Origin of the sequence: Avibacterium sp. 20-126, assembly GCF_044358625.1 — a bacterium.
Taxonomy (GTDB): Bacteria; Pseudomonadota; Gammaproteobacteria; order Enterobacterales; family Pasteurellaceae; genus Avibacterium.
Genome location: NZ_CP091457.1, coordinates 2351522 through 2378510, shown reverse-complemented (window position 1 = coordinate 2378510; position 26989 = coordinate 2351522). Strand labels below are relative to the sequence as shown.

At 37.1% G+C, this 26989-nt stretch carries 25 protein-coding genes; 5 read left to right on the top strand and 20 right to left on the bottom strand.

Annotated elements, in window-relative coordinates:
- Positions 1 to 11: 11 nt before the first annotated feature.
- The 16 genes from L4F91_RS11290 to L4F91_RS11215 all read right to left on the bottom strand — a co-directional run bounded on the left by L4F91_RS11290 (position 12) and on the right by L4F91_RS11215 (position 13481).
- On the bottom strand, positions 12 to 176 hold the full coding sequence (locus L4F91_RS11290) for a hypothetical protein (protein ID WP_395896547.1): 165 nt from the start codon (positions 174 to 176) through the stop codon (positions 12 to 14).
- A gap of 204 nt (positions 177 to 380) precedes the next feature.
- The gene (locus tag L4F91_RS11285; RefSeq protein ID WP_395896545.1) at positions 381 to 1733 is read right to left on the bottom strand and encodes an MFS transporter; all 1353 of its coding nucleotides are present in this window, start codon (positions 1731 to 1733) and stop codon (positions 381 to 383) included.
- 12 nt (positions 1734 to 1745) lie between these two features.
- A complete protein-coding gene (locus tag L4F91_RS11280; protein ID WP_265762472.1) occupies positions 1746 to 2540 on the bottom strand; it encodes an inositol monophosphatase family protein in 795 nt (264 codons plus the stop codon).
- Between the two features lie 162 nt (positions 2541 to 2702).
- The gene (locus L4F91_RS11275) at positions 2703 to 3131 is read right to left on the bottom strand and encodes a F0F1 ATP synthase subunit epsilon (protein WP_250351234.1); all 429 of its coding nucleotides are present in this window, start codon (positions 3129 to 3131) and stop codon (positions 2703 to 2705) included.
- A gap of 38 nt (positions 3132 to 3169) precedes the next feature.
- Complete coding sequence (atpD, locus tag L4F91_RS11270) at positions 3170 to 4543, bottom strand: F0F1 ATP synthase subunit beta (protein ID WP_250363804.1); 1374 nt, start codon at positions 4541 to 4543, stop codon at positions 3170 to 3172.
- A 16-nt stretch (positions 4544 to 4559) separates the two neighbouring features.
- Positions 4560 to 5429, bottom strand: a complete 870-nt coding sequence (atpG, locus tag L4F91_RS11265; protein ID WP_250351236.1) for a F0F1 ATP synthase subunit gamma — start codon at positions 5427 to 5429, stop codon at positions 4560 to 4562.
- A gap of 21 nt (positions 5430 to 5450) precedes the next feature.
- Positions 5451 to 6992, bottom strand: coding sequence for a F0F1 ATP synthase subunit alpha (gene atpA / locus L4F91_RS11260; protein WP_250351237.1), 1542 nt, complete (start codon positions 6990 to 6992; stop codon positions 5451 to 5453).
- 12 nt (positions 6993 to 7004) lie between these two features.
- The gene (gene atpH, locus L4F91_RS11255; RefSeq protein WP_395896542.1) at positions 7005 to 7553 is read right to left on the bottom strand and encodes a F0F1 ATP synthase subunit delta; all 549 of its coding nucleotides are present in this window, start codon (positions 7551 to 7553) and stop codon (positions 7005 to 7007) included.
- Positions 7554 to 7566: 13 nt separating this feature from the next.
- Positions 7567 to 8037, bottom strand: coding sequence for a F0F1 ATP synthase subunit B (gene atpF / locus L4F91_RS11250; protein ID WP_395896540.1), 471 nt, complete (start codon positions 8035 to 8037; stop codon positions 7567 to 7569).
- Between the two features lie 55 nt (positions 8038 to 8092).
- Positions 8093 to 8350 (bottom strand): F0F1 ATP synthase subunit C, encoded by a 258-nt coding sequence (atpE, locus tag L4F91_RS11245; RefSeq protein WP_250351240.1) that lies wholly within the window; start codon positions 8348 to 8350, stop codon positions 8093 to 8095.
- A 52-nt stretch (positions 8351 to 8402) separates the two neighbouring features.
- Entirely contained in the window at positions 8403 to 9215 is an 813-nt protein-coding gene (gene atpB, locus L4F91_RS11240) for a F0F1 ATP synthase subunit A (RefSeq protein ID WP_250351241.1), read from the bottom strand.
- An 8-nt stretch (positions 9216 to 9223) separates the two neighbouring features.
- Positions 9224 to 9619 (bottom strand): ATP synthase subunit I, encoded by a 396-nt coding sequence (locus L4F91_RS11235; RefSeq protein ID WP_265762471.1) that lies wholly within the window; start codon positions 9617 to 9619, stop codon positions 9224 to 9226.
- Positions 9620 to 9764: 145 nt separating this feature from the next.
- Positions 9765 to 10403, bottom strand: a complete 639-nt coding sequence (gene rsmG / locus L4F91_RS11230; protein ID WP_395896537.1) for a 16S rRNA (guanine(527)-N(7))-methyltransferase RsmG — start codon at positions 10401 to 10403, stop codon at positions 9765 to 9767.
- The gene (gene mnmG, locus L4F91_RS11225; protein ID WP_395896535.1) at positions 10403 to 12292 is read right to left on the bottom strand and encodes a tRNA uridine-5-carboxymethylaminomethyl(34) synthesis enzyme MnmG; all 1890 of its coding nucleotides are present in this window, start codon (positions 12290 to 12292) and stop codon (positions 10403 to 10405) included. The genes rsmG and mnmG overlap by 1 nt, the downstream gene beginning before the upstream one ends.
- A gap of 465 nt (positions 12293 to 12757) precedes the next feature.
- Positions 12758 to 13201: an FMN-binding protein MioC gene (mioC, locus tag L4F91_RS11220; RefSeq protein WP_395896533.1), complete on the bottom strand. Its 444-nt coding sequence runs from the start codon at positions 13199 to 13201 to the stop codon at positions 12758 to 12760.
- A 61-nt stretch (positions 13202 to 13262) separates the two neighbouring features.
- Complete coding sequence (locus L4F91_RS11215) at positions 13263 to 13481, bottom strand: cell division protein ZapB (RefSeq protein WP_250351246.1); 219 nt, start codon at positions 13479 to 13481, stop codon at positions 13263 to 13265.
- Between the two features lie 155 nt (positions 13482 to 13636).
- Between L4F91_RS11215 and glpX the strand changes: the two genes are divergently transcribed.
- The 5 genes from glpX (at position 13637) to L4F91_RS11190 (ending at position 23193) form a co-directional block, all read left to right on the top strand.
- Positions 13637 to 14650, top strand: coding sequence for a class II fructose-bisphosphatase (gene glpX, locus L4F91_RS11210; protein ID WP_250363810.1), 1014 nt, complete (start codon positions 13637 to 13639; stop codon positions 14648 to 14650).
- Between the two features lie 199 nt (positions 14651 to 14849).
- Positions 14850 to 17282 (top strand): DNA topoisomerase (ATP-hydrolyzing) subunit B, encoded by a 2433-nt coding sequence (gene gyrB, locus L4F91_RS11205; protein ID WP_395896530.1) that lies wholly within the window; start codon positions 14850 to 14852, stop codon positions 17280 to 17282.
- 146 nt (positions 17283 to 17428) lie between these two features.
- On the top strand, positions 17429 to 19741 hold the full coding sequence (locus L4F91_RS11200) for a TonB-dependent hemoglobin/transferrin/lactoferrin family receptor (protein ID WP_395896528.1): 2313 nt from the start codon (positions 17429 to 17431) through the stop codon (positions 19739 to 19741).
- A 52-nt stretch (positions 19742 to 19793) separates the two neighbouring features.
- Positions 19794 to 21542 (top strand): ABC transporter ATP-binding protein/permease, encoded by a 1749-nt coding sequence (locus L4F91_RS11195; RefSeq protein WP_395896526.1) that lies wholly within the window; start codon positions 19794 to 19796, stop codon positions 21540 to 21542.
- Positions 21535 to 23193 (top strand): amino acid ABC transporter ATP-binding/permease protein, encoded by a 1659-nt coding sequence (locus L4F91_RS11190; protein WP_395896524.1) that lies wholly within the window; start codon positions 21535 to 21537, stop codon positions 23191 to 23193. The genes L4F91_RS11195 and L4F91_RS11190 overlap by 8 nt, the downstream gene beginning before the upstream one ends.
- Positions 23194 to 23258: 65 nt before the next feature.
- On the opposite strand, the gene L4F91_RS11185 is transcribed toward L4F91_RS11190, so the two are convergent.
- The 4 genes from L4F91_RS11185 to L4F91_RS11170 all read right to left on the bottom strand — a co-directional run bounded on the left by L4F91_RS11185 (position 23259) and on the right by L4F91_RS11170 (position 26879).
- Positions 23259 to 24677, bottom strand: a complete 1419-nt coding sequence (locus tag L4F91_RS11185; RefSeq protein ID WP_395896522.1) for a cytochrome-c peroxidase — start codon at positions 24675 to 24677, stop codon at positions 23259 to 23261.
- Between the two features lie 250 nt (positions 24678 to 24927).
- Complete coding sequence (locus tag L4F91_RS11180) at positions 24928 to 25182, bottom strand: helix-turn-helix domain-containing protein (protein WP_395896520.1); 255 nt, start codon at positions 25180 to 25182, stop codon at positions 24928 to 24930.
- Between the two features lie 79 nt (positions 25183 to 25261).
- Positions 25262 to 25357 carry a methionine/alanine import family NSS transporter small subunit gene (locus L4F91_RS11175; RefSeq protein ID WP_265756063.1) on the bottom strand — a complete coding sequence of 32 codons (96 nt, stop codon included), beginning with the start codon at positions 25355 to 25357 and terminating at the stop codon, positions 25262 to 25264.
- On the bottom strand, positions 25347 to 26879 hold the full coding sequence (locus L4F91_RS11170; protein WP_395896518.1) for a sodium-dependent transporter: 1533 nt from the start codon (positions 26877 to 26879) through the stop codon (positions 25347 to 25349). The genes L4F91_RS11175 and L4F91_RS11170 overlap by 11 nt, the downstream gene beginning before the upstream one ends.
- Between the last annotated feature and the right edge of the window lie 110 nt (positions 26880 to 26989).

The window sequence follows — 26989 nt, the reverse complement described above, 5'->3', positions numbered from 1 at the left end:
CTGTTGATCTCTTAATGAAAGATGGGCAAGCTGTGCTGTGCTGTGCTGTGCTGTGGTGTGCTGTGCTGTGCTGTGCTGTGCTGTGCTGTGCTGTGCTGTGCTGTGCTGTGCTGTGCTGTGCTGTGCTGTGCTGTGCTGTGCTGTGCTGTGCTGTGCTGTGCTGTGCTGTCAGGCATTATGATTTTCCCTTTTTAAATGTCAACTACTTTTCATAAAAATTTCGTTATTTTACAATCCTCCTTGTAAATTAGAAAATAAAATCATTAGATATTTCAACATTCACTTTCTTAAGATAAAAATACCGCACTAAAAAAATATCTCTCCCCATTTAAAAAAGTGCGGTGAAAAATTTACAAATTTTCTACCGCACTTGCATAAAATTATCCCCTTATAGCTTTTATTTTTCTTGACTGATACACCACTAAAATTGAAAAAATAATTGCGGCCATAACGGAGAGTAAATCAGCGCCAACCCAGAAATACGCCAGTGCATCAAAATCGTAAATTTTATTGCCTACAGAATCAATCACCGTAGTTTTATCAATCATAAATCCTGTTAAAAACTCCCCTGCAGCGGCACCTGCGTAGCCAAATACGCCCATCATTCCTAATGCGATGCCTGATGCAGATTTATGAGAAATATCTGTGGCTAATAATCCTCCAAGGAAACAAAGTTGGATGCCTAAGGTAATACCAAAAATTGAAAGGGCGATAATGGCAAAGGCTGTATTTCCTGCTGGTGCAAATAAAAATGCGGCAAGAGAAAGTGCATTGAGTAAACTCACTACGACCGTCATAATATTTCGCTTACCTTGCAAGAAACGATCTGATAACCAACCTGAAACGATTGTCCCTAAAATACCAACAATACTATTTACGCTAATGATTGATGCGGCTTCTAATGTTGTATAACCTTTTCCATTTTCAAGGAAAAATACCCCCCAGCTATTTACACCATAACGACCAATATACATACAGCAAGAAGCCACTGCTAACACCCAAATAGCGGGGTTTTTAATCACATCCCATTGATGTTTCAATACTTCTTTATTGTCTAACTCTTTGGTTTGTTTATCCATTGTAATAATAGGTTTAAAACCACAAGCAGCGGGTGAATCTTTCATAAACATTATTGCAACTAGCACGCCCAGTAATCCCATAATCCCAGCAAAACTGAAGCCAAAGCGCCAACCGAAAGTGGTAATAATTGCGGCAGTAACGACGAAAGTTATTCCTTCACCAACATTATGAGCTACAGACCAAAATCCGTAGTAAGAACCTCGTTCTTTGTCATCATACCAACGTGAAAGTGCAACTACACAAGGTCCAACTCCCATTGATTGTACCCAGCCATTAAATCCCCAAATAATGGTAAGAAAAATTGCACTTGTCGTCATTCCCATTGCAAAATTACATAGTGCAGAGAAAAATAATCCTACAGAAAGGTAACGTACAATATTAGAATGATCCGCTGCGGCACTATTTACAAACTTACCAACAGCATAGGTAATAAAAATAGCAGAGCCTATCACGCCAAGTTCCGTTGGGGTCAAAATATTATTATTTACTAAGGCAGGTTTAGCAACATTGAAAGATAAACGACAAACATAATAAATAGCATAAGCAAAAGAAAATGCCCAGAAACTTTTCATTCTTGTGCTTTTAAACATTGCTTCAGTATAACCTTTAAGCGGAATAGCTGGGCTTGCTTTAAAGAAGTTTAAAATAGACATTGTATTTTTCTCCTAAAAAGTTAAGGTTCGAATAGATTCAAGTTTATTAAATATGCCTTGACAACTGGCAAGTATATAATTTCCTCTTAGTAATCCATCATTGGCTAAAAAATCATTGGTTTGGCCACCAGCTTCTTGAACTAATAAAATACCTGCAAGACAATCCCATGCATTAATATGCGGTTCAAAATATCCAATGAGTCTACCTGCGGCAACATAGGCCAAAGTTAATGCGCCTGAACCATTACGAACAAACATACCTCCTTCTTTTAATACCTGATCGATAACCGGCACAAACATACTCGGCGGAACACGATGAGACATCCCTAACCCAACTAATCCTTCTTGTAAAGAAATCACTTTTGATGTCGATAAAGGAACCTCATTCACAAAAGCCCCTTTACCTTTTATTGTGTGAAAAAGTTCTTTATGTAATGGATCATAAATGAGTCCAATGACGATTTCCTGTTTGTAAAGCACCGCAATGGAAATACACCACGCTTGTAAACCATATAAAAAAGGACTTGTGCCATCTATGGGATCAACCACCCAACAAAAGTCCTTATCAAGTCCATCCGCTCCTGATTCCTCACCTAAAAAACCATCATTTGGAAAGTGAATTTTTAATGCTGTTTTTATCTCTTTTTCAACATTTTGATCAGCTATGCTTACTAAATCTTGCGCTTCGCCCTTTTTATGTTGAATATTAAGTTTATCTCTATTTAAGTAAAATGAGAGCGCTATTTCCCCCACATTCTTAATGAGTTCTTTTGCAAAAACATAACGCTGCTGTATATGGTTATTCATATATTCCCCCTTTTTTCACATTCAATAAAATTAGAACATATATTTCAAAATATAAAAACTTCAAACTTTTTATTTTGAGATATGTTTCACAAAATATTTTCAGGGGGTCTTTGGATAGAAAAAGAAAAACCACCCGAAGGTGGTTTTTTAAATGCGGTTAAATTAGCGTTTGTTTTTGACTAATTTTTCGGTCAGTTCGTAAGCACGGAGTTTAGCTAATTCTTTAGAAAGTTTAGCTGCAAGCAATTCATAATTAGCATCTTTTGCTGAAGAAACAATATTCTCTTCTGCCTGACGTTTCGCTGCTAAAATACGATCTGCATCAAGCTCTTTACCTCGAATTGCCACATCCGCAAGGACAGTAACGACATTCGGTTGAACTTCTAAAAAGCCACCAGAAACATAGATAACTTCTTCATTGCCATTTTCTAAGGTCAATTTGACGATACCCGGTTTAATTGCCGTTAATAATGGGGTATGGCCCGGTAAAATACCAAGCTCCCCTTCAATCCCTGTGGCTTGAATGCTTTTTACTTTACCTGTAAAAATGCTTTCTTCTGCACTTACAACCGTTAAATTTAATGTTGCCATTGTGATTCTCCTTCAAGTTTTAATCTGGCTTGAAGTGATTACATATTTTTGGCTTTTTCTAGCACTTCATCAATAGAACCAACCATATAGAACGCCTGTTCTGGAATATGGTCATATTCACCTTCTAAAATACCTTTAAAACCGCGAATGGTATCTTTTAATGATACATATTTACCCGGTGAGCCTGTGAATACTTCTGCAACGAAGAATGGTTGTGATAAGAAACGTTCAATTTTACGCGCACGTGCAACCACAAGTTTATCTTCTTCTGAAAGCTCATCCATACCTAGAATAGCAATGATATCTTTTAATTCTTTATAACGCTGTAAGATACCTTGTACGCCACGAGCTACATCATAATGTTCTTGACCAACAACGAGTGGATCTAATTGACGAGAGGTTGAATCAAGTGGATCTACCGCTGGGTAAATACCTAATGAAGCAATTTGACGACTTAATACAACGGTTGAGTCTAAGTGAGCAAAGGTTGTCGCTGGTGATGGGTCAGTCAAGTCATCAGCAGGGACATAAACAGCTTGCACAGAGGTAATAGAACCTGTCTTGGTTGAAGTAATACGCTCTTGTAATGCACCCATTTCTTCTGCAAGTGTTGGTTGGTAACCTACCGCAGATGGCATACGTCCAAGTAATGCGGATACTTCTGTCCCTGCAAGAGTATAACGATAGATATTATCTACGAAAAATAAAACATCACGTCCTTCATCACGGAATTTTTCTGCCATCGTTAAACCCGTTAATGCAACACGCAGACGGTTACCCGGTGGCTCATTCATTTGTCCATAAACAAGAGAGACTTTATCTAATACGTTAGATTCTGTCATTTCGTGATAGAAGTCGTTACCTTCACGAGTACGTTCACCTACCCCTGCGAATACGGAGTAGCCAGAGTGTTCAATCGCAATATTACGAATTAATTCCATCATATTTACGGTTTTACCAACACCTGCACCACCGAATAGACCAACTTTCCCCCCTTTTGCAAATGGGCAGATTAAGTCGATAACTTTGATCCCTGTTTCGAGTAATTCCGTGCTGTTTGCTTGTTCTTCATAACTTGGGGCGGCACGGTGAATAGACCACGTTTCTTCCGCACCAATAGGGCCTTGTTCATCAATAGGTTCACCAAGTACGTTCATAATACGTCCTAGTGTTTTTGTTCCTACTGGAACAGAAATTGGTTTACCTGTGTTAGATACGGATAAACCGCGTTTTAAACCATCTGATGAACCCATTGCGATACAACGTACAATTCCACCACCTAATTGTTGTTGCACTTCAAGTACTAAGCCTGTTTCAACATTTAACGCATCATATACTTTTGGTACAGCATCTTGTGGAAATTCAACGTCAATAACCGCACCGATGATTTGTACAATTTTTCCAGTTGCCATTATCGATCCTCTCTACTTAAATTGCTGCTGCACCAGCAACAATTTCATTCAATTCATTTGTAATACTTGTTTGGCGAGCTTTGTTATAAACTAATTGCAAGTCTTTAATTAAATTACCTGCATTATCAGTTGCTGCTTTCATCGCCACCATTCTAGCTGCTTGTTCAGAAGCCAAATTTTCAACTACCGCTTGATAAACTTGAGATTCTAAATAACGAACTAATAAACTATCTAACAATATTTTTGGTTCAGGTTCGTAAATGTAATCCCAAGATTGGGTATGTTCACCTAAATCATCATTGTCTAATTCAGGCAAAGGAACAAGTTTTTCTAAAGTAGGTTTTTGCGACATTGTGTTGATGAACTTATTATAAGCAATGTAGATAGCATCTAGTCTGCCTTCTCTATAAGCATCAAACATCTGATTTGCCGTACCAATTAACTCTTCAACAGAAGGCGTATCACCCATACCTGAATGTTGAGCCTCAATATTCAAGCCAAGAGATTGGAAAAAACCGATACCTTTCGCACCAATTAAGCCTAGTGAAACTTCCACTTGTTTTTCTTTCCAACCTTTAATTTCTTGAAGTGCGGTCTTAAATAAGTTGATATTTAAACCGCCACATAATCCACGATCTGTTGAGACAAGTAAGATACCTACTTTTTTTACTTCTCGTTCTACCAAAAACGGATGTTTATAACCAATACTGGCTTTTGACACGTGGCTAATTACACGGCGTATTGCATTTGAATACGGACGTGAAGATGACATTCGATCCTGCGTTTTACGCATTTTCGACGCAGCAACCATTTCCATTGCCTTAGTAATTTTTTGTGTACTTTGAACACTGGAAATTTTGGTTCTTATCTCTTTTGCACCTGCCATTGATTTTCTCCGTTATGTGAATTACCAAGCGCTGTTTGCTTTGAAATTATCTAAAATTGCTTGCAATGTCGCTTTGATTTCATCGTTATAATCGCCAGTTTTGGTTAAACCATTCATAAAGTCTGCATAATTATGTGCTGCATACTCTAAAAGGGCAGATTCAAAAGATGCAATACGATCTAACTCAACATCTTCTAAATAACCGAATTCAACGGCAAATAGAACTAATGCTTGTTGTGCAACGCTTAATGGAGAATATTGTTTTTGTTTCAATAATTCTGTTACTTTCTGACCGTGAGAAAGTTGTTTACGGGTTGCATCATCAAGATCTGAAGCAAATTGAGCAAAGGCGGCTAATTCACGATATTGCGCAAGTGCGGTACGAATGCCTCCAGCCAATTTTTTAATGACTTTAGTTTGCGCCGCACCACCTACACGAGATACCGAAATACCTGGGTTTACCGCAGGACGAATCCCTGAGTTAAACAAGTTAGACTCTAAGAAAATCTGACCATCGGTAATAGAAATTACGTTGGTTGGAACGAAAGCGGATACGTCCCCTGCTTGGGTTTCAATAATTGGTAATGCCGTTAAAGAACCTGTTTTACCTGTTACTTTACCCTGCGTGAAACGCTCAACATATTCTGCATTAACACGAGATGCACGCTCAAGTAAGCGAGAATGTAAATAGAATACATCACCCGGGAAGGCCTCACGACCCGGTGGACGACGTAATAATAATGAAATTTGACGATAAGCTACTGCTTGTTTTGATAAATCATCATAAACAATGAGAGCATCTTCACCACGGTCACGGAAATATTCTCCCATTGCACAGCCTGAATAAGGGGCAAGATATTGGAGTGCAGCAGATTCAGATGCAGATGCCACGACAACAATCGTATTTTGTAATGCGCCGTGTTCTTCTAATTTACGCACAACGTTTGCAATGGTTGAAGCTTTTTGACCAATTGCCACATAGATACATTTAATACCAGAGTCTTTTTGGTTAATAATGGCATCAATCGCTAATGCAGTTTTACCTGTTTGACGGTCACCGATAATTAACTCACGCTGACCACGACCAATTGGTACCATTGAATCCACTGCTTTATAACCCGTTTGAACAGGCTGATCAACAGATTTACGATCAATAACACCCGGCGCAATCACTTCTACTGGTGAATAGCCATCGTGTTCAACTTCACCTTTTCCATCAATTGGCTGACCAAGCGTATTCACTACTCGGCCTAATAAACCTCGACCTACTGGTACTTCAAGAATACGTCCTGTACATTGAACTTCCATTCCTTCTGAAAGATCAACATAAGGTCCCATCACTACCGCACCTACAGAATCACGTTCTAAGTTAAGTGCCATAGCATAACGATTACCGGGTAATGCAATCATTTCCCCTTGCATTACATCGCTTAGCCCATGAATACGAATAACCCCATCACTAACAGAAACAATGGTTCCCGTATTACGAGGCTGGCTTACTACATTAAACTCAGCAATGCGTTTTTTAATTAATTCACTAATTTCAGTTGAATTTAGTTGCATCTTTTATTCCTCTTATAATTGCAACTCATTTGCTAGACGAGCCAATTGACCTCGGCTACTTCCGTCAATGACAAAATCATCGGTACGAATAATTACACCTGCAATCAGGGTACTATCAATGCTGCAATTTAATTTAACTTTACGAGCAAGTTTCTTTTCCATTGCTACAGCAATTTTATCTTGTTGCTCTTTACTTAATGGTTGAGCTGAGACAACATTCACTTCTGCAATGGCTTGATGTTCTCTGACATAATGTTGGAACTGTGCAAATACTGCAGGAAGTACAGTTAAACGCTTATTTTCAGCCATTAACCGAATCAAATTTTGCCCATATTGATCAAGTTGGTCGCCACAAATTGAAATCACCGTATCAGCAACGCTATTGGCAGATAAATCGCTAGTAAGAAAATTTTGCATCTCTTTATTTTCAACCACTTGAGAAACAAAACTTAACATTTCTGTCCATTTTTCTACCGCACTTTTATTTTGCGCTTGCTGTTCAACGGCAAAATCAAATGCTGCTTTTGCATAAGGGCGAGCTATGGTAGTTAATTCTGACATAAGCCCAACCTTCCTATAATTCTGCAACTAATTTATCAATAATGTCATTGTTTGCCGCTTTATCAACTGTACGACCCACAATTTTCTCAGCACCAGCAACGGCTAAAGAAGCAACTTTTGCACGTAATTCTTCTTGAACACGTTTACGCTCTGATTCAATTTCAGCATGACCTTGTTCAATAATTTTTGCTTTCAATGCTTCAGCTTCTGCTTTTACTTCTTCAAGAATTTCATTACGGCGTTTATTCGCTAAATCCACAATTTCTTGAGCTTGAAGTTTTGCTTGATTCATTTCTTGTTCAATCAAAACTTTTACATCAGCCTGTTCTTTTTTTGCTACTTCTGCCGAGCTTAACGCATTTGCGATTTGGCTTTGACGTTCTTCAATCGCCTTAATAATCGGGGGCCAAACGTATTTCATACAAAATAATACGAAAAGCACAAAGGCGATAGTTTGCCCGATTAATGTTGCGTTAATATTCACAACGGTCCTCCTAACTTATTAGTTATTAACCCTTTATCTAGTAAAGAATTATCCGTTATGCGCCTAATAATGAAGCAAATGGATTTGCAAATGCAAAATATAAACCAATACCTACAGCAATCATTGCGATAGCATCAAGTAAACCAGCAACAATAAACATTTTTGTAAGCAATGAGTTAGCTAATTCAGGTTGGCGAGCAGCTGATTCTAGGTATTTACCACCAAGAATACCAAAGCCAATTGCCGTTCCCAATGCAGCAAAAGCAAACATAATTGCAGAAGCAATGATTGTTGCACTAATTACAGTTTCCATAGTTTTCTCCGTTTGATTAAAAATGGGCTGAGCCCGTTAAAGTTAAAAGAAATTAATGTGCGTCTGATTTATTATAAGCAATGCTTAAATAAACAACCGTTAACATCATAAAGATAAAGGCTTGTAATGTAACAACTAAAATATGAAAAATAGCCCACGCAAGATGTAATGGAATTCCCAAACTCGCTACAAACATATTAGCTGAATACATTACGGCAATAAGAATAAAAATTAATTCCCCTGCATACATATTACCGAATAAACGTAATGCCAAAGAAACAGGTTTAGAAATTAATGTTACTGTTTCAAGAACAAAATTGACTGGAATAAATGCCCAATGATTAAATGGGTGCATCGTATATTCTTTGACTAATCCAGAAAAACCTTTTGATTTCACTGTGTAATATAAAATTAAGCAAAAAACACCCAATGCTAGCGCAAAAGTAATGTTCATATCCGTAGTAGGCACCGCACGCAATGGGATATGATGATCACCTGAAAGCATTGCAGCAATTTGTGGTAAGTAATCTACTGGCAATAAATCAATGGTATTCATAATAAATACCCAGACGAAAATAGTAAGTGCTAAAGGTGCAACAAAATCTCTACTTCCATGGAAATTTTCTTTTACCACACCATTAACCCACTCAACTAAAATTTCTACTGCGGCTTGTAACTTACTTGGAACTCCGGTTGTTGCTTTTTTTGCCACACGACGGAATAAATACAAGAAAATAATTCCAGTAACAATTGAGAAAAGAAGAGAATCAAGATTAAATGACCAAAAACCTTCTCCCGATGAAAGATAAGTTAAATGGTGTTGGATATATTCAATCGATGTTTGAGATGAACCTTCCGCTGACATATGTTTTCCTATGAATTTATTGTAGTGTGATGACTAAAAAGCAACGGAAGCAAATTATTGGCAATAATAACGCCGAAGTAGCCAGAAAATAATGGCAAGGGCAATATAGGGTTTAAGTTCAATAAACAAATTGAAAATAAAATCACCGTTATGCCAAATTTGATCCCTTCACTTTGGTATAAACGTTTTACTTGTTGCGATAAGTCTTTTTTGTTTTTACTAAACATTATCCACAAAAAGCAAAGTTGCGGAACAAATGCACATATCATTCCAGCAAATAAGGATAAAAACTGTGCATCAGTAAGTAATAAAAAAGCACTCAACGTGAGCAAACTAATGAGTAATCCTTCAATGACTAAAATACGATAATATTGTTTTCTTGTTTGTTGTAGAATTTTTGACATCGTATTGATTACTTATAAAAAATCATCTTATAAAATCGAAATAAATTATACAATTCCCACGATTTTATGCAATAGCTAAGCTGACAAAAAAGCACAGCAATGCTAAATATTCTGTCAGAGGTTATTACGGTTTTTGTTATCCCGATCACGCTTTCTTTGTTAGTAAAACCAAATGCCGTTCCCCTACTAATTCAGGTACGGCTAAAGGTACGATCTTATTAACCTGAATTGATGGGCTTAACGCTGATGCTTCTTGAAGTTGATAAATACCTTTCAAAGCATAAAAAATGCCTTGTTGATTGAGTAAATGAATACACCAATCCGTCATATCTTTAAGCGAGGCAAACGCGCGACTTAATACGCCATCAAAAAGTACCTCAGGCTGATATTCTTCCACTCGACTCAATACGGGCGTAACATTGGTAATGCCTAGCTCTCGCACCGCATTACGAATAAAACTAATGCGTTTGCCTAAGCTATCTAACAACACAAAGGTTTTATCTGGGTTGATAATGGCTAAGGGTAAACCGGGTAAACCGGGGCCTGTTCCTACATCAATAAAACGTTCACCTTGTAAGTAAGGACTGACAACAAGGCTATCCATAATATGCTTGACGAGCATATCTTGCGGATCTCGCACAGAAGTGAGATTGTAAGCCTTATTCCATTTATCTAGCAAAGCCACGAGCTTAACTAGTTGCGCTTTTTGCTGATCGCTCACAGAAAGTGCGGTGTTTTTTAGCAGAAAATTTAATTTTTCTTTAAGTTGTTCAATGTTAGCCATTATTCACCACGCTTTAACATACCTTGTTTTTTCAGGTTCACCAATAAAATAGAAATTGCCGCAGGAGTTACCCCTGAAATACGGCTTGCTTGTCCAATAGAAGTAGGACGATGTTGGATTAATTTTGACCGCACTTCATTGGATAATCCAGATACCGCATCATAATCAAAATTATCGGGAATTTCTGTATTTTCATAACGTTTTTGACGTGCGATTTCTTCTTGCTGATGCTCAATATAGCCTTGATATTTAATCGCAATTTCTACTTGTTCAGCGGCTTCTTTATCTTCAATCGCAGGGGCAAAAGGGGTTAATTGCGTAAGAGATTGATAATTCACTTCAGGGCGACGTAATAAATCTTCACCACTTGCTTCACGGCTTAATGGACTATTGAGCAATGCATTCGCTTGTGCTAAATGTTCAGAACGAGGGTGCAACCAAATACTACGTAAACGCTGGCGCTCTAATTCAATATTTTCCATTTTTTGATTAAAACGCGCCCAACGCTTTTCATCAATTAAGCCAAGTTTATGCGCCGTTGGGGTTAAGCGAATATCGGCATTGTCTTCACGTAACAATAAACGGTATTCTGCACGAGAAGTGAACACTCGATAAGGCTCTTTTGTTCCTAAGGTACAAAGATCATCAACTAACACACCAATATAAGCCTGATCACGATGTGGATACCAACTGTCTTTGCCCTGAACATAAAGTCCCGCATTGATGCCCGCTAATAAGCCCTGTGCAGCAGCTTCTTCATAACCTGTGGTACCGTTAATTTGTCCGGCAAAAAATAACCCGTTAATGGCTTTTGTTTCTAGGGTCGGTTTTAAATCACGTGGATCAAAATAATCATATTCAATGGCATAACCCGGTTTGATAATACGCGCATTTTCCAGCCCTTTCATTGAATTCACAATGCCCATTTGCACATCAAATGGCAAACTGGTTGAAATGCCGTTTGGATAAACTTCATTTGAAGTCAAACCTTCAGGCTCAAGATAAATTTGGTGAGAATTACGTTCAGCAAAACGCATCACCTTATCTTCAATAGAAGGACAATAACGTGGGCCAATGCCTTCGATCACGCCTGCATACATTGGGCTACGATCTAAATTATTCCGGATCAATTCATGCGTTTGTTCATTTGTATGGGTGATATAGCAAGGAATTTGGCGAGGGTGTTGATCCACCGATCCCATAAAGGAAAAAACAGGTAATTTTTCATCGCCATATTGTTTTGCGAGTACATCAAAATTAATTGTCCTCGCATCAATACGCGGTGGTGTACCTGTTTTTAAACGATCTACGCGTAAGTTAAGATCACGCAAGCGATGAGCTAAACTCACTGAAGCCGGATCCCCAGCACGACCGCCTGCATAATTTTCCATTCCAATGTGGATCTTACCCGATAAAAATGTTCCCGCAGTTAAGATCACGGATTTAGCTCGAAATTTTAATCCCATTTTGGTTTCTACACCAGATACACGATCCTGTTCGATCAAAATATCCGTAACCTCTTGTTGGAAAATATCTAAATTTGGTTGGTTTTCAAGTGCGATCCTAACTGCTTGGCGATACAACACGCGATCCGCTTGCGCACGAGTAGCACGTACCGCGGGGCCTTTGCTGCTATTTAACGTACGAAATTGAATACCGGCTTGATCCGCAGCCGTTGCCATCAAGCCTCCCATTGCATCAATTTCTTTTACTAAATGGCCTTTACCAATACCACCAATGGCAGGGTTACAAGACATTTGCCCTAATGTATCCACATTGTGGGTTAATAATAAGGTTTTTAATCCCATTCGTGCTGGTGCAAGCGCTGCTTCAGTTCCTGCGTGTCCACCACCAATAACAATCACATCATAATTTTCCGTATAAAACATAATAACCTTAATTGCGTGATAAATTTGATCTTCATAAAAGTAACCGCGTATTCTACATCAAATTGATCATTGCTTAAATCGAAGATTGAAGATCCCGTGAATTTTGTTTACAAGATCAAAGGATCAAGAAAAATGATCGTTGCTTATAAATATAAGATCTCTTTTTATATATAAAGATCTTATTATGATAATTATTAGGATCGCTGATCTTTGTGAATAAGGGTAAAATTCATTTAAAAATAAATGAGTTAGATCCTTTTTAAAGCTGTTTAGATCACCACTTGATCTTGCTGTATATCTTGTGAGTAAAAGCAAAAGTTATCCACAGATAATCGTTAAGATATTTTTATTTACAGAGTAAATACAATATTTAGACAAGTTTCTTCTTAGTTATCCACAGATGAAATTTAAAGAGATCATAAAAAACAAGAAAGCGATCTGATGAAATGATCATCAGATCTAAGGTTAAAGATGAGATAAAAAAGTCGGGATCCAATCTTCGGCATACTGTTCTTGATCGTCCACAGCAAGAACATCAATTGTTAAAGGATCACAAATTTGTTGCGCGCTTTGTTCGGTTAAATGGTCTTGTACAATGTTTACCGCATTACAGAAAGTATCATAATCGGAATTTCCTAACCCGATCACCGCAAAGCGCAAATGGGATAAATCTGGCTTTCGTAGCTTAATTTCATCAAATAATGGTTTCAAATTATCGGGTAATTCTCCCGCTCCATGAGTTGAGGTTACAATAAGCCAAAGGGATTCATTGGCCACCTCGGCAAAATGAGGCCCGTGAAAAAGTGCGGTACAAATTTGTTGTGTTTCTAGTACTTGTTGTAGATGTTCTGCGACATATTCTGCGCCACCTAATGTACTACCGCTAATTAAGCATACTTTATTATTCATTTTTACTCCTAAAAAATAGAGGCTTAGATAATCACCTAAGCCTCTATTTTTATTAATAAAATTAAACGTTATCAATACGACCTAACAAAGAACGCAAACGTTCTTGCCAGTTTTCATGTTCGCTCTTGAGTTGCTCATTTTCATTGCGTAATGTTTCGTTTTGTTGTTGTGCTTGATTATTTTTTTCTTTTAATTCTTCAACTTCTAATTGAAGTAATTCAATCGTTTCAACGGCTTGTTTAATTTTTGTTTCAAGTTGGTCTAAAATTTCTAACGACATAGTGGATTCCTTTTAAAAAAATGGTTAATGAACATAGATGTATGCTTATTCTACCTGAGTTTATTGATTTCGCAAAAAAATTTATCTTTTTATAACGCAATCGTTTGCAGAAATGATAGAATACGCCGATTTTTAAACTACCAAAGGATCAAAAAATGAATAGAGCATTAGCCATTGAATTTTCTCGAGTTACCGAAGCTGCTGCGCTTGCTGGTTTTGCTTGGTTGGGGCGTGGGGATAAAAATGCCGCCGATGATGCTGCTGTGCAAGCAATGCGATTGATGTTAAATCAAATTGAAATGCGTGGTGAAGTGGTGATTGGCGAAGGTGAAATTGATGAAGCGCCGATGCTCTATATTGGTGAGAAAATTGGTACAGGAACCGGCGAAGAGGTTTCTATTGCTGTTGATCCTATTGAAGGGACAAGAATGACAGCAATGGGGCAACCAAATGCACTTTCTGTGTTAGCCGCAGGGGGAAAAGAGACCTTTTTACGAGCGCCTGATATGTATATGGAAAAATTGGTCGTAGGTCCTGAAGCAAAAGGAATGATTGATTTAAACTTACCATTGGAACAAAACTTGCGCCGTGTGGCATCAAAAATGGGAAAATTACTTTCTCAATTAACGGTGATTACCCTAGATAAACCGCGCCACACTGAAGTCATTAAAAAAATGCAGCTACTTGGAGTGAAAGTCTTGGCGATTCCAGATGGTGATGTTGCCGCATCAATTTTATGCTGTTTGCCTGATGGTGGTGCAGATATGCTGTATGGCATTGGCGGCGCACCTGAAGGCGTGGTGGCTGCGGCAGCTATTCGTGCCTTAGGGGGAGAAATGCAAGCACGTTTAATTCCTCGTCATCAAGTAAAAGGCAGTTCACCAGAAAATCAATCCATTGCGGCAGATGAAATTCGCCGTTGCCAAGAAATGGGCATTGAAGTGAATCAAGTGCTGAAATTAGAAGAGTTAGTGCGTGATGATAATCTTGTTTTTTCTGCCACAGGTATTACTAATGGTGATTTGCTTAAAGGCATTCATCGCCGCGGTAATTTAGCGACAACAGAAACCTTACTGATTCGTGGCCGTTCACGTACCATTCGTCGTATTCAATCTGTGCATTATTTAGATAGAAAAGACACCGCACTTTATCGTTTAATTGATGCCTAACTGCATTTTATTTGTTTTATGCTCATCTAGGCGGAAGTTCTCCGCCTAATGGGGTTTCCCGCAAATTAAAGTGCGGTGCTTTTTTTCATTATTTTTCAATTTATTATTTACCTGCCTGAGATTTTTGCGAAATTAGCCAAAAGCCTAAAAATTTGCTATAATCTGCCCAATTTTTTATCAATAAAAACAGAGAATTGTTATGTCGAATAATGTCCCAGAAAATTATGGTGCAAGTAGTATCAAAGTATTAAAAGGCCTTGATGCAGTGCGTAAACGCCCCGGTATGTATATTGGTGATACCGATGACGGAACAGGGTTACATCATATGGTTTTTGAAGTTGTAGATAACGCCATTGATGAAGCATTGGCTGGCTATTGTTCTGATATTATTGTGACTATTCATTCTGATAATTCTGTTTCAGTGCAAGATGATGGTCGTGGTATTCCAGTGGATATTCACCCTGAAGAAGGGGTATCGGCCGCAGAAGTGATTATGACAGTATTGCACGCAGGCGGAAAATTTGATGATAATTCTTATAAAGTGTCTGGTGGATTGCATGGTGTGGGTGTGTCCGTAGTTAATGCGTTATCTGATAAATTACAGCTCACCATTCGCCGTCAAGGCAATGTTCACGAACAATTCTATCATTTAGGTGATCCGCAAGCGCCTTTAACCATTATTGGTGAAACTAGCCAAACGGGAACGACGGTGCGTTTTTGGCCAAGTCCAAGCATTTTCACCAATATTGAATTTGAATATGACATTTTAGCTAAACGCTTGCGCGAGCTTTCTTTTTTAAATTCAGGGGTATCCATTCGTTTAATTGATGAACGTGATGATAAACAGGATCACTTTCATTATGAAGGCGGAATCCAAGCCTTTGTGGAATATTTAAACAAAAATAAAAATCCAATTCATCAAAAACCATTTTATTTTTCCACAGAAAAAGATGATATTGGTGTTGAAGTTGCTTTGCAGTGGAATGAAGGCTATCAATCGGAAAATATTCATTGCTTCACCAACAATATTCCACAACGTGATGGAGGAACTCACTTAGCTGGTTTCCGTGCCGCTTTAACGCGAACCTTAAATGCTTATATGGAAAAATCAGGGCTGAATAAAAAAGGCAAGAACGATAAAGTGGAAACCTCAGGTGATGACGCACGTGAAGGGCTAGTCGCGATTATTTCAGTGAAAGTACCTGATCCAAAATTCTCTTCACAAACTAAAGATAAATTGGTTTCTTCCGAAGTAAAAGGGGCGGTGGAATCCGCCATGAATGAGCGCTTGCAAGAATATTTGGAAGAAAATCCAAATGACGCCAAAATGATTGCAAGTAAAATTATTGATGCAGCGCGCGCGCGCGAAGCCGCACGCAAAGCCCGTGAAATGACACGCCGTAAAGGGGCATTGGATATTGCAGGGTTACCCGGTAAGTTAGCAGATTGCCAAGAACGTGATCCTGCTTTATCTGAACTCTACCTTGTGGAGGGGGATTCTGCAGGAGGGTCAGCAAAACAAGGGCGTAATCGTAAAAATCAAGCAATTTTGCCATTAAAAGGGAAAATCCTAAATGTAGAAAAAGCCCGTTTTGATAAAATGCTTTCTTCCCAAGAAGTGGGAACATTAATTACTGCGCTTGGCTGTGGAATTGGGCGTGATGAATATAATCCAGATAAATTGCGTTATCACAGTATTATTATAATGACTGATGCTGATGTGGACGGTGCGCATATTAGCACCTTATTGCTCACTTTCTTCTATCGTCAAATGCCAGAATTAATTGAACGTGGTCATATTTATATTGCTCAACCGCCACTTTATAAAGTGAAAAAAGGTAAAAATGAAGAGTACATTAAAGATGATGAAGCAATGGCACAATATGAATTAAATATTGCTTTAGATGGCGCAGCGTTATATACCACGAAAGATACCCCTGCAATGAGTGGGGTGGCATTAGAAAAATTGGTGTCTGAATATAACAGCGTGCAAAAAATGATTGCGCGTTTAAGCCGCCATTATCCAGAAAGTGTTTTAAAAACCTTGATTTATCAACCTGAATTAACCGTCGCTTTAATGCAAAATGAAAGTGCGGTGGAATTTTGGGCAAAATCTTTGGTTGAAAACTTAACGGAAAAAGAAAGCAGCGGTAATCATTATAGCTATAAACTGCATTTCAATAGTGAACGCCATTTACACGAAGTTGTGCTAACCGTGCGTACTCACGGCATTGATACAGAATATGTATTTGGCTTCCAATTTATCAATGGTAATGATTATGCCCGCATTGTGAAATTGGGTTCACAGCTCAACGGCTTACTTGAGCCTGATGCTTATATCGCACGCGGTGAACGTCAATATCCAGTAACAACGTTTGAACAAGCGGTAGAATGGTTAGTAAAAGAATCGCGTCGCGGTTTAATGGTACAACGTTATAAAGGGTTAGGTGAAATGAATCCAGAGCAGCTTTGGGAAACCACAATGGATCCTGAAACACGTACAATGTTGCAAGTTACCATTAAAGATGCCGTGGCAGCCGATCAGCTCTTTACTACCTTAATGGGGGATGAAGTTGAACCTCGTCGTGAGTTTATTGAATCTAATGCATTACGAGCTAACTTAGATATTTAATTCCTTCTAATAAAAAAAGCCACTTACAAAAAATGTGAGTGGCTTTTTTGTTATCCTTATTTTAAATGAGAATTATTTTTATTTAAAATAATGTGTTTTTATCCTATAATCTAACCTTAAATTAATTAGATAAAGGGGAGGTAAAAATGGATAAAAAAACGACCGCACTATCCGTATTACTCGTTTGTTTAGGCTGCACTACATTTTCCTACGCTGAAGAAACACTTGATGAAATTCTTATTTCCACAGAAAACACAACTAATAAAATTCCAACTACAGAAAAGAAAACAGAGAAAATTATTCAAAATGAACTTATTCGCGATACAAAAGATTTGATCCGTTATAGCCCTGATGTTGGCATTGTTGATAATGGTCGTTTTATAAAAGGGTTTTCTATGCGTGGGGTTGAAGGTAACCGCGTTGGCATTAGTATTGATGGGGTGAATTTACCCGACAGTGAAGAAAATACACTATATGCCAGATATGGTAATTTTAATTCTTCAAGATTAAGCATTGATACAGAACTTATAAATAATATTGATATAGTTAAAGGCGCTGATAGTTTTCATTCTGGTAGTGGCGCATTAGGTGGAACGGTTAATTACCAAACGTTAGAACCGCAAGATTTAGTTTTAGCTGAGAATCGTTTTGGCGCATTATTACGTACAGGTTATGCGAGTAAAAATAAGGAATGGGTAAGAACCTTTGGAGTAGGTTATGTTGGCCAGCAAGTAGATGCCCTTTTACTATATTCTCAACGGACGGGACACGAATTAAAAAGTAATGGACGTGGCGAGATAGATCAATCTTCAAGTAGTCAACATCCTGATCCTTCTACTCATCGTTATCATAGCTATCTTGCCAAATTAGGGATTCAACTCAATGATCATCATAAAGTTGGAATCGGTATTAATGGGCAACAAGGGCATCGTTATACTGATGAACGTAGCTATGCATTGTTTGGCGGACAATGGCGTGAAGCAGATGATCAAAATAAACGTTTAAATGTCAATCTTTATTATCTTTATACGCCACAGTCTGAATATTTGGCATTTACAAAATTTGATGTCGATTATCAAAAAACCGATCTTGCAGCGGTAAATTATAAAGGAGGCCGGCATTGGCAAACAGACGAAAAAGAGTTAGATGAAGTTTTTGATAGACGGATGAAAACAACATTTAAACGTGCTTCCTTCTATGTTGAAAGTGAGCCTTTAAGCTTTTTAGGCTCTCATATACTAGGGCTAAAAATGGCTGCAAGTGAACGTCAATTTGAAAATATTAATCATGATACTAATCGCTTTGGTTTAGATTCACACTACACTATTCAATATCCGATTAAAACTAAGCAATATCGTTTAGCATTAAAAGATGATGTTACTTGGTTTCCAACCTTTGACCAATGGACGCCGAAAATTATGGCACATTTAGGTGCTGGTTATCATTATACGAAGTATAACCCACAACGTTTAAATGCACCTTGTAGCACAGCTTGTTTAGCAGAAGGCGCACCTCAAAAAAGCCATTTTGCAAATTGGAGCGGTTTAGCTGGGATTGATGCCCAAGTTACAGATAATTGGACATTTGGCTATTTACTTACAACAGGCTACCGTTTACCCACTGCCACAGAACGCTATTTCACATTTACTAATGCTTATGGTAAATGGAAGTCTAATCCTGCTTTAAAAGCAGAAAAAAGTTTAAATCATACCTTTTTTGCTAAAGGTGAAGGGAAAGCAGGATTATTAGATGTAATGTTCTATCAAAACCACTATCGCAATTTTCTATTTGAGCAGGAAAGTATTATTGAAGAAACAGCTTATGGGCGTACTTTTCAATCACAAATGCAACAGATGGTAAATGTAGATAAAGCTAAAATTCATGGTATTGAAATTAAAGGAAGATTAAATTTAGCACAGCTTTTACCTGCTCCTGAAGGATTAACGCTATTTGGTGCATTGGGATATAGTAAAGGACATTTATCTAATAATGCGAGCTTACTTTCCATTCAGCCAATGAAAATGGTTATTGGTATAGATTATGAGCATCCGCAAGGAAAATGGGGAATATTCAGTCGCTTAACCTATTTAGCAAATAAAAAAGCAAAAGATGCTCAAGTATTTGAAAATAAAACGCGTTGTGTACGCTGGGAATATGATTATTGGTATGACAGAGATATGTGCGTAAAAGATGAACTTTATCAAACAATTGATACCTATAAATACTTGAATAAATCAGCCTATGTTTTTGATTTATTTGGGTATTATAAAATAAATCAACATATCACTTTAAGAGCCGGAATATATAATTTATTTAATCGTCGTTATCAAACTTGGGATGCCTTGCGAGGGATCAACGCAAATAGTACAACGAATACCGTAGATCGTGATGGATTAGGGTTGGAACGTTTTTATGCACCAGGGCGAAATTATAGTGCATCAATTGAAGTTCGTTTTTAATCGTTTTTCTTTATCGCGCTTAGCTAGATAACAATTTTAGGATATTCATATTATGATGATTGATAAAAGGCTTATTAATACCGTTTCTGAAAGTAAAAAATGGATTGCCAAAGCAGTGCTATGGAATTGGGTCGCCTTAGTTGGTGGAATAATTAGTGCCACCGTTTTTGCCCTATGTTTACAATGGGTTTGGCAAGAAAAGCTAGGAATAACAAGTGCGGTACTTTTTTTTGTTATTTTAATATTGGCATTAATTTTGCGTGTATTAGCAGGGAAAATGGCAGTAAACGCTTCCTATCGAGCCAGTACACAAGTGAAACATCAATTAAGAACATTAATTTATCAAAAGCTGGTTTCAATGCCACTAAGTCAAGTTAATCAGCAATCAACGTCCTCTATTATCCAAGTTGCATCTGAAGGGGTAGAACAGCTTGAAATTTATTTTGGACGTTATTTACCACAATTATTTTATAGCTTACTTGCGCCTTTAACTTTATTTAGTATTTTAGTTTTTCTTAATTTTTCTACTTCATTCATTTTATTACTCTGCGTTCCTCTTATTCCCTTTTCTATTATTGTTGTGAATAAAATTGCTAAGCGTTTATTACATAAATATTGGTCTATTTATGTTGGATTAGGTAGTTCTTTTTTAGACAATTTACAAGGTTTAATTACCCTAAAAATTTATCAAGATGATGAATATAAAGCGAAGCAAATGGAGCTTGAAGCAGAGCATTTTCGTAAAATCACAATGAAAGTCCTGACAATGCAGCTTAATTCTGTTTCTATTATGGATTTACTCGCTTATGGCGGGGCAGCTATTGGAATTTTAACTGCATTATTGCAATTTGAAGCAGGGAATTTGACACTATTTGGTGTTATTTTGTTTATTTTACTTTCATCAGAATTTTTTATTCCATTACGCCTATTAGGATCGTTTTTTCACGTAGCAATGAATGGTAAAGCGGCATCAGATAAAATTTTCGCTTTACTTGATCTTCCTGTTGAAGGTTTACAAAGTGCGGTGGATTTTAACGATAAAAATCCAATTAGTATCTCAATCAAAAATCTTGATTTTTCTTATAATAATGAAAAACAGCTATTTAAAAAATTAAATTTAATTATTCCTGCAAATAAATTAACCGTTTTTGTTGGTGAGAGTGGATGTGGTAAATCTACTTTAGTGTCTTTATTAATGGGATTTTATTCGCAACAATCAGGTGATATTTTATTTAATCAACAAAATACTGCTGATCTTAAACGTGCATCATTATATCAACATATTAGCCTTGTAAGTCATAGTAGTTATATTTTTAAAGGGTCATTACGAGAAAATATGCAAATGGCAAAGCCAGAGGCAACTGATGAAGAAATTTATCACTATTTACAACAAGTTAATCTTGATAAATTTGTAAAACAACAAGGTGGTTTAGATATGCCATTATTAAGCCGTGGTAGTAATTTATCTGGTGGGCAAATTCAGCGATTAGCTCTAGCAAGAGCATTGTTGCATAATGCTAATTTATACATTTTTGATGAGGCGACTAGTAATATTGATATAGAAAGCGAAGAAATTATTTTACAGCTAATTCAAAAATTAAAGGATAAAAAAACGATTATTATGATTTCTCATCGTTTAGCTAATGCGATAGAAGCGGATCATATTTATGTTTTACAAAAAGGGGAAATCGTTGAACAAGGTCAGCACCAACAATTAATGGAAAAAAATGGTTTGTACCACCAAATGTTTAGCCAACAAAAACAATTAGAAGCGGTGAGAAAGGGAGATAAAAATGCATAAAAATGGGTTTGTTATAATGTGGCATCTGGTTAAATTGGTCATACCATTAGCGCATATTATGAGTTTTACGATTATTATGGGAGTGCTTGGTTTTCTTTCCGCAATTTTTATTATGGCGCTTGGTGCAATGGGATTAGCAAATCTCATTGGGTTCAGTACCTATTTAAATTTAAGCCAAATTCTTACCGCACTTTTAGTTTTAGCCGTGGCACGAGGTATTTTACGTTATTTGGAACAAATGTCGGGGCATTATATAGCTTTTAAATTACTTGCTTTATTAAGAGATAAGGTATTTAGTGCGCTACGTAAATTAGCCTTTGTTAAGTTACAAAATAAACAATCGGGTCAATTACTTTCGCTTGTTACCAACGATATTGAGTTACTCGAAGTTTTTTATGCCCATACTATCGCTCCTATTATGATAGCATTCATTACATCAAGTATATTATTGTCTATTTTTTGGCATATTTCCTTTTGGTTTATGCTAATAGCGTTTTTAGCTTATTGTACCATCGGTGTTATCTTGCCAATTTTAACCACTAAAATGGCAAGAGAAGAAGGACGTCAATATCGAGAATTGGTAGGGGAAATGAACGACTATTTTCTTGATAGTTTGCAAGGAATGAAAGAAATTCAACTTTTTAACCAAGCTACTACAAGATTGAATGCAATAAATCAGCGAAGTAAAGCTATTGATCAAGCTTTTTTTAAAATTAAACAACAAGAAGCTAAAGTACGTTGTTATACTGATATCGCGGTATCTTTATTTAATCTTACTATTTTGTTTGTCGGAATATTGCTTTGGTATCTTCATAAAATAGATTTTAGTGAATTATTAATTGCAGTTATTTTATTAATGTCTAGTTATGGACCTGTAATTGCATTAAGTAATTTATCAAATAATTTATTACAAACACTTGCAAGTGGAGAACGTGTTCTCACATTATTGTCAGAACAGCCTTATTTAGAGGAAGTAAAAACAGGGCTAGATTTAAATAATATCGAACAATTAAGTGGAAAAAATATTGAATTTTGTTATGAAAATGAAGTGATATTATCAAATATTGAATTTAGTTTAAATAAGGGACAAATTTTAGGCATTCATGGACGAAGTGGAAGTGGAAAAAGCACCTTACTAAAATTAATAATGAGGTTTTATGATCCTCAAAAAGGCATAATTCAAATTAATGGAAAAAATCTGACCGCACTTAATACTCAGGCATTGCGTGATAATATTGCTTATATCACACAACAAACCTACATTTTTAACCAAAGTATTTATGAAAATATTTTGCTTGCTAAGCGAAATGCAAGCCGAGAAGAGGTCATTAATGCAGCAAAAAAAGCCGCGATTCATGATTTTATTATGGGGTTACCACAGGGATATGAAACAAAGGTTTCAGAACTTGGGAGCAGTTTATCTGATGGTGAAAAACAACGTATCGGTATTGCTCGAGCTTTTTTACATAATGCGCCAATCATTTTGCTTGATGAGCCAACAAGTAATTTGGATAGTTTAAATGAAGCGATGATTTTACACACATTATTAAACGTCAAAAAAGACAAACTGATTATTCTGGTGAGCCATCGAGCCTCTACAATGGCTATTTGTGATAAAGTCATTGAGATTGCAAATGGACGAATTTCTTAAGTTTTGTTTCTTTTTATAAAATGGGCAATGATTGCCCATTTTATATTTTGCTATTTAACTGAAGATTATTTTTTCATATTATCGTTTGTTAACGGTTTGCCTTGGTATTCTCCCGTTAGGCTATATAAGAAATCAACAATATCGCTAACTTGTTCTTTTGACAAACTTACGCCACGTTGATATTTCAACATCATTTCCACAGCTTGGGTTAAATCTTGTGCGTTTGCATCGTGGAAATAAGGGGCAGTAAGCGCAATATTACGTAATGTTGGTACTTTAAAACGGTGTTTATCATAAGGATTTTTTGTTTGTGCGAAGCGACCGTCATCGGCTTCTGTTAATGGTTTATTACGGTCAGCAAAATAATCTGCTCTCACACCCATCAGTTCATAAGATTGACCACCTAAATTAATGCCAGTATGACAGGTATCACATTTATATTGGTGGAATAAGGCATAACCGTTTTTCTGTGTTGCAGTTAAGGCACTTTCATCACCTTGTAAATAGTGATCGAAAGGGCTATTTGGGGTAATTAAGGTTTTCTCAAATTCTGCAATGGCATCTGTAATCGTTTTTTCGTTAAAGCCTTCAGGGTAAATTTTTTCAAAAGCTTGTTTGAGTGCTTCATCTTTATTGAGATTATTAACAATTTGTTGCCAATTTTCTGCCCCCATTTCTACGGGGTTTAAAGGCGGTCCTCCTGCTTGTTCTGCTAAGTTTGCAGCACGCCCATCCCAGAATTGAACAACATTGAAAGCTGCGTTATAGACAGTAGGTGCATTAATTCCTCCTTTCTGCCCTTTAATTCCAGTAGAAGTGGCAAGATTATCCACCCCGCCGGTATTCAAACCGTGACAAGTGGCACAAGCAATGGTACCGTCACCTGATAATGAGGTACTATGATAAAGGGTATTACCCAAATCAACTTTGGCAGGATTAACTGGCACATTTTGTGGTACAGGTTGTACGAAGCGTTCGGCTGATGTGCCAGAGGTATTTGCAGGAAGCTGGTATTCTTGACGAACTTTATGAATCCAATCAAGCAAGGTTGTTTTCTCTTGTTCATTTAAACCGGATCCCCAATGTACTATTTTGAAAGAATGAATAGGCATTTCGTTATTTTGAATGACACTTTCAAGTTTAGCTAACGCTGCGGCAGAAATGCGTTGAGGTTGATTGAGGTAATCTGTGATGTTATCCAACAAAAAATGAGCTTGTCCTTGTTGAATGTCTTTTTCCATTAAACTGCTAGCGATAGGTAATTTAGCATAAAATGGCATATTAGTGTTGCTGCTATGGCAATATTGACAGCCATTATTATATAACACTGTTTCAACGGCACGTTGCTGTTGATCAGTCGTTTGACTTTCTTGCAAACGCCGTTGTGTTTCTTGTTTATCAAAATGGTGGATATATGCCACCGTCCCTAGGTAAGTGGCGACACTTGCACCAATAAATGTAAATAACCACGATTGAGGTTTCATAAGATTCTCCTTTATAGAATAGTAAGTTAGGAAACATCTCGCACAGTATTAACAATTATTAAGAAAGGAATATTGATAGAAATCAATAAATTTCATTGGTAAATTCTATAGATTTAATAGGTATAATTTTTGTGTGGTTATTTATAATTGTTTGATTATTAAAATAATAAAGTATAGTATAGACACCCTGCATTATTTTTAGTCTAAATAGTGGGAAGATAAAAAAGCCAAAAAAACGACCGCACTTTAGTTATAAATAAAATTTTGCTTTCATTTGTTGCAATACCGCATTAGGATCAAGTTCCAAAGCAAAGCAGTAATCCATAAATTCTATAACATCAAGACGGCGATCCCCTGTCTCAATTTTCCCAATCAAAGAATAGATCACGCCTAAACGCTCTGCTAAGGCACGTTGTGATAACCCCAGTGATTTTCGTTGAGAAATAAATAATTGGCGAAGGAATTGTTGTTCCTCTGAGTGAATTGAGGTTCGTAATTTTTTCATTGCACCTATTTTAGGTTTGAGGTGAAATAATTGTTAAAAATAGCCACATTATTTGTGGCTATTTTTTTATGCGTATTTTTTATTTTTCTTTAGGTAATCTTTTTATGGAGAAAAGTAATCCTCCCCAAATGATGACTAAAGCGATGACCATCATAATAATTGCACTATTGCTCATTTGATTGTTCTCCTTTGCCGTGTTCTTTAAGATTGAATAATTCTTCATCTTTCCATTTTAATCGTGAAAGAAGGAATGAAATGACAACAAGGGCAACTGCCATTCCCCAACCGAAGGTATTCACAAACCAAGATGGGTAGCCTTCGTAGCCGTTTGTAAAGACTTTTGCACCTTCACTTAATAGCATAAATGCTAAGATACCTGTGGTTAAAACAATACATAAACGCCAGAAAAAACCAACCTGAAAGGAAGAGGTGGCATTTAAGTGTTTTTGTAAAAGCCCTAATTTTTCATTTGTTACAATGGCGACTAATGAAACAAATGCAACAGCAACAATACCAAAGTAATTGACAAATTTATCTAGCACATCAAGCATTGGTAAACCTGTTGTTGTGCCAAATAAGATCACTGAAATCACCATCATTGGCAGACCAACAATAAAAGTTGCTTTTGCTCTGCGCATACGCAATTTATCTTGGATAGCAGAAATAATCACTTCAATAACAGAAATGAAAGAGGTTAATGCAGCAAAGGTGAGGGAGGCAAAGAATAATACCCCTAATACTTCACCAAATGGAGCTTTATTGATAATCGTTGGGAAGGCAAAAAAGGCTAAACCAATTCCCCCTTTCGCCACTTCACTCACTTCTTGTCCTGATGCGGTTGCCATAAAGCCTAGCGCTGCAAATACCCCAATTCCAGCTAATAGTTCAAAACTACTGTTTGCAAAGCCAACAACTAGCCCATTCCCGGTTAGATCCGATTCTTTTTTCAAATAAGAGGCATAGGTAATCATAATGCCGAAACAGATTGATAGGGAGAAGAAGATTTGCCCATAGGCCGCAATCCACACACTTGGGTCAGAAAGTTTTGACCAATTTGGCGTAAAGAGGGCATCTAATCCTTTTGCCGCACCGGGTAAAAATAGCGAGGAAACAACAAGAATAATAAACATCACCACTAATAAAGGCATTAAAATTGATGAGGTTTTTGCGATCCCTTTTTGCACCCCAAGCGCTAAGACACCAAGGGCAACAAGCCAAACGGCAATTAATGGACCGACGACTATCTCTACAAATTCAAAGCTGACCCCTTGGGAGATATCACCCATTTTTAGAAAGTCGTGCAAGAAAAAGTCAATAGGTTGATCGCCCCAAGCCGCGTTCAAGGAAAAATAGGTATAGCTTGCTGCCCAACCTAATACTACGGCATAGTAAATCCCGATGATTACATTCACCATAACTTGCCACCAACCAAAGGTTTCAAAATGGCGGTTAAAACGACGATAGGATAACGGCGCACCACCACGATGGCGATGTCCAATAGCATAATCAAGGAATAAGAGTGGAATACCCGCAGTTAAAAGGGCAACAAGATAAGGAATGATGAATGCACCACCACCGTTTTCGTATGTAGTATAAGGAAAACGCCAAATGTTTCCTAACCCTACAGCAGAACCGATAGCAGCAAGAATAAATGCGCGGCTTCCTGAAAAGGTTTCGCGTTTTGCTGACTGTGTCATAGTACCACCTGATTAAACGTTAAAGAAATGTAAAGGCTAGGAATATAGCGGAATATCAATTTTAGTCAATAGCAAAAAATACGCAAAATTGGATATTTATATCGTTATTT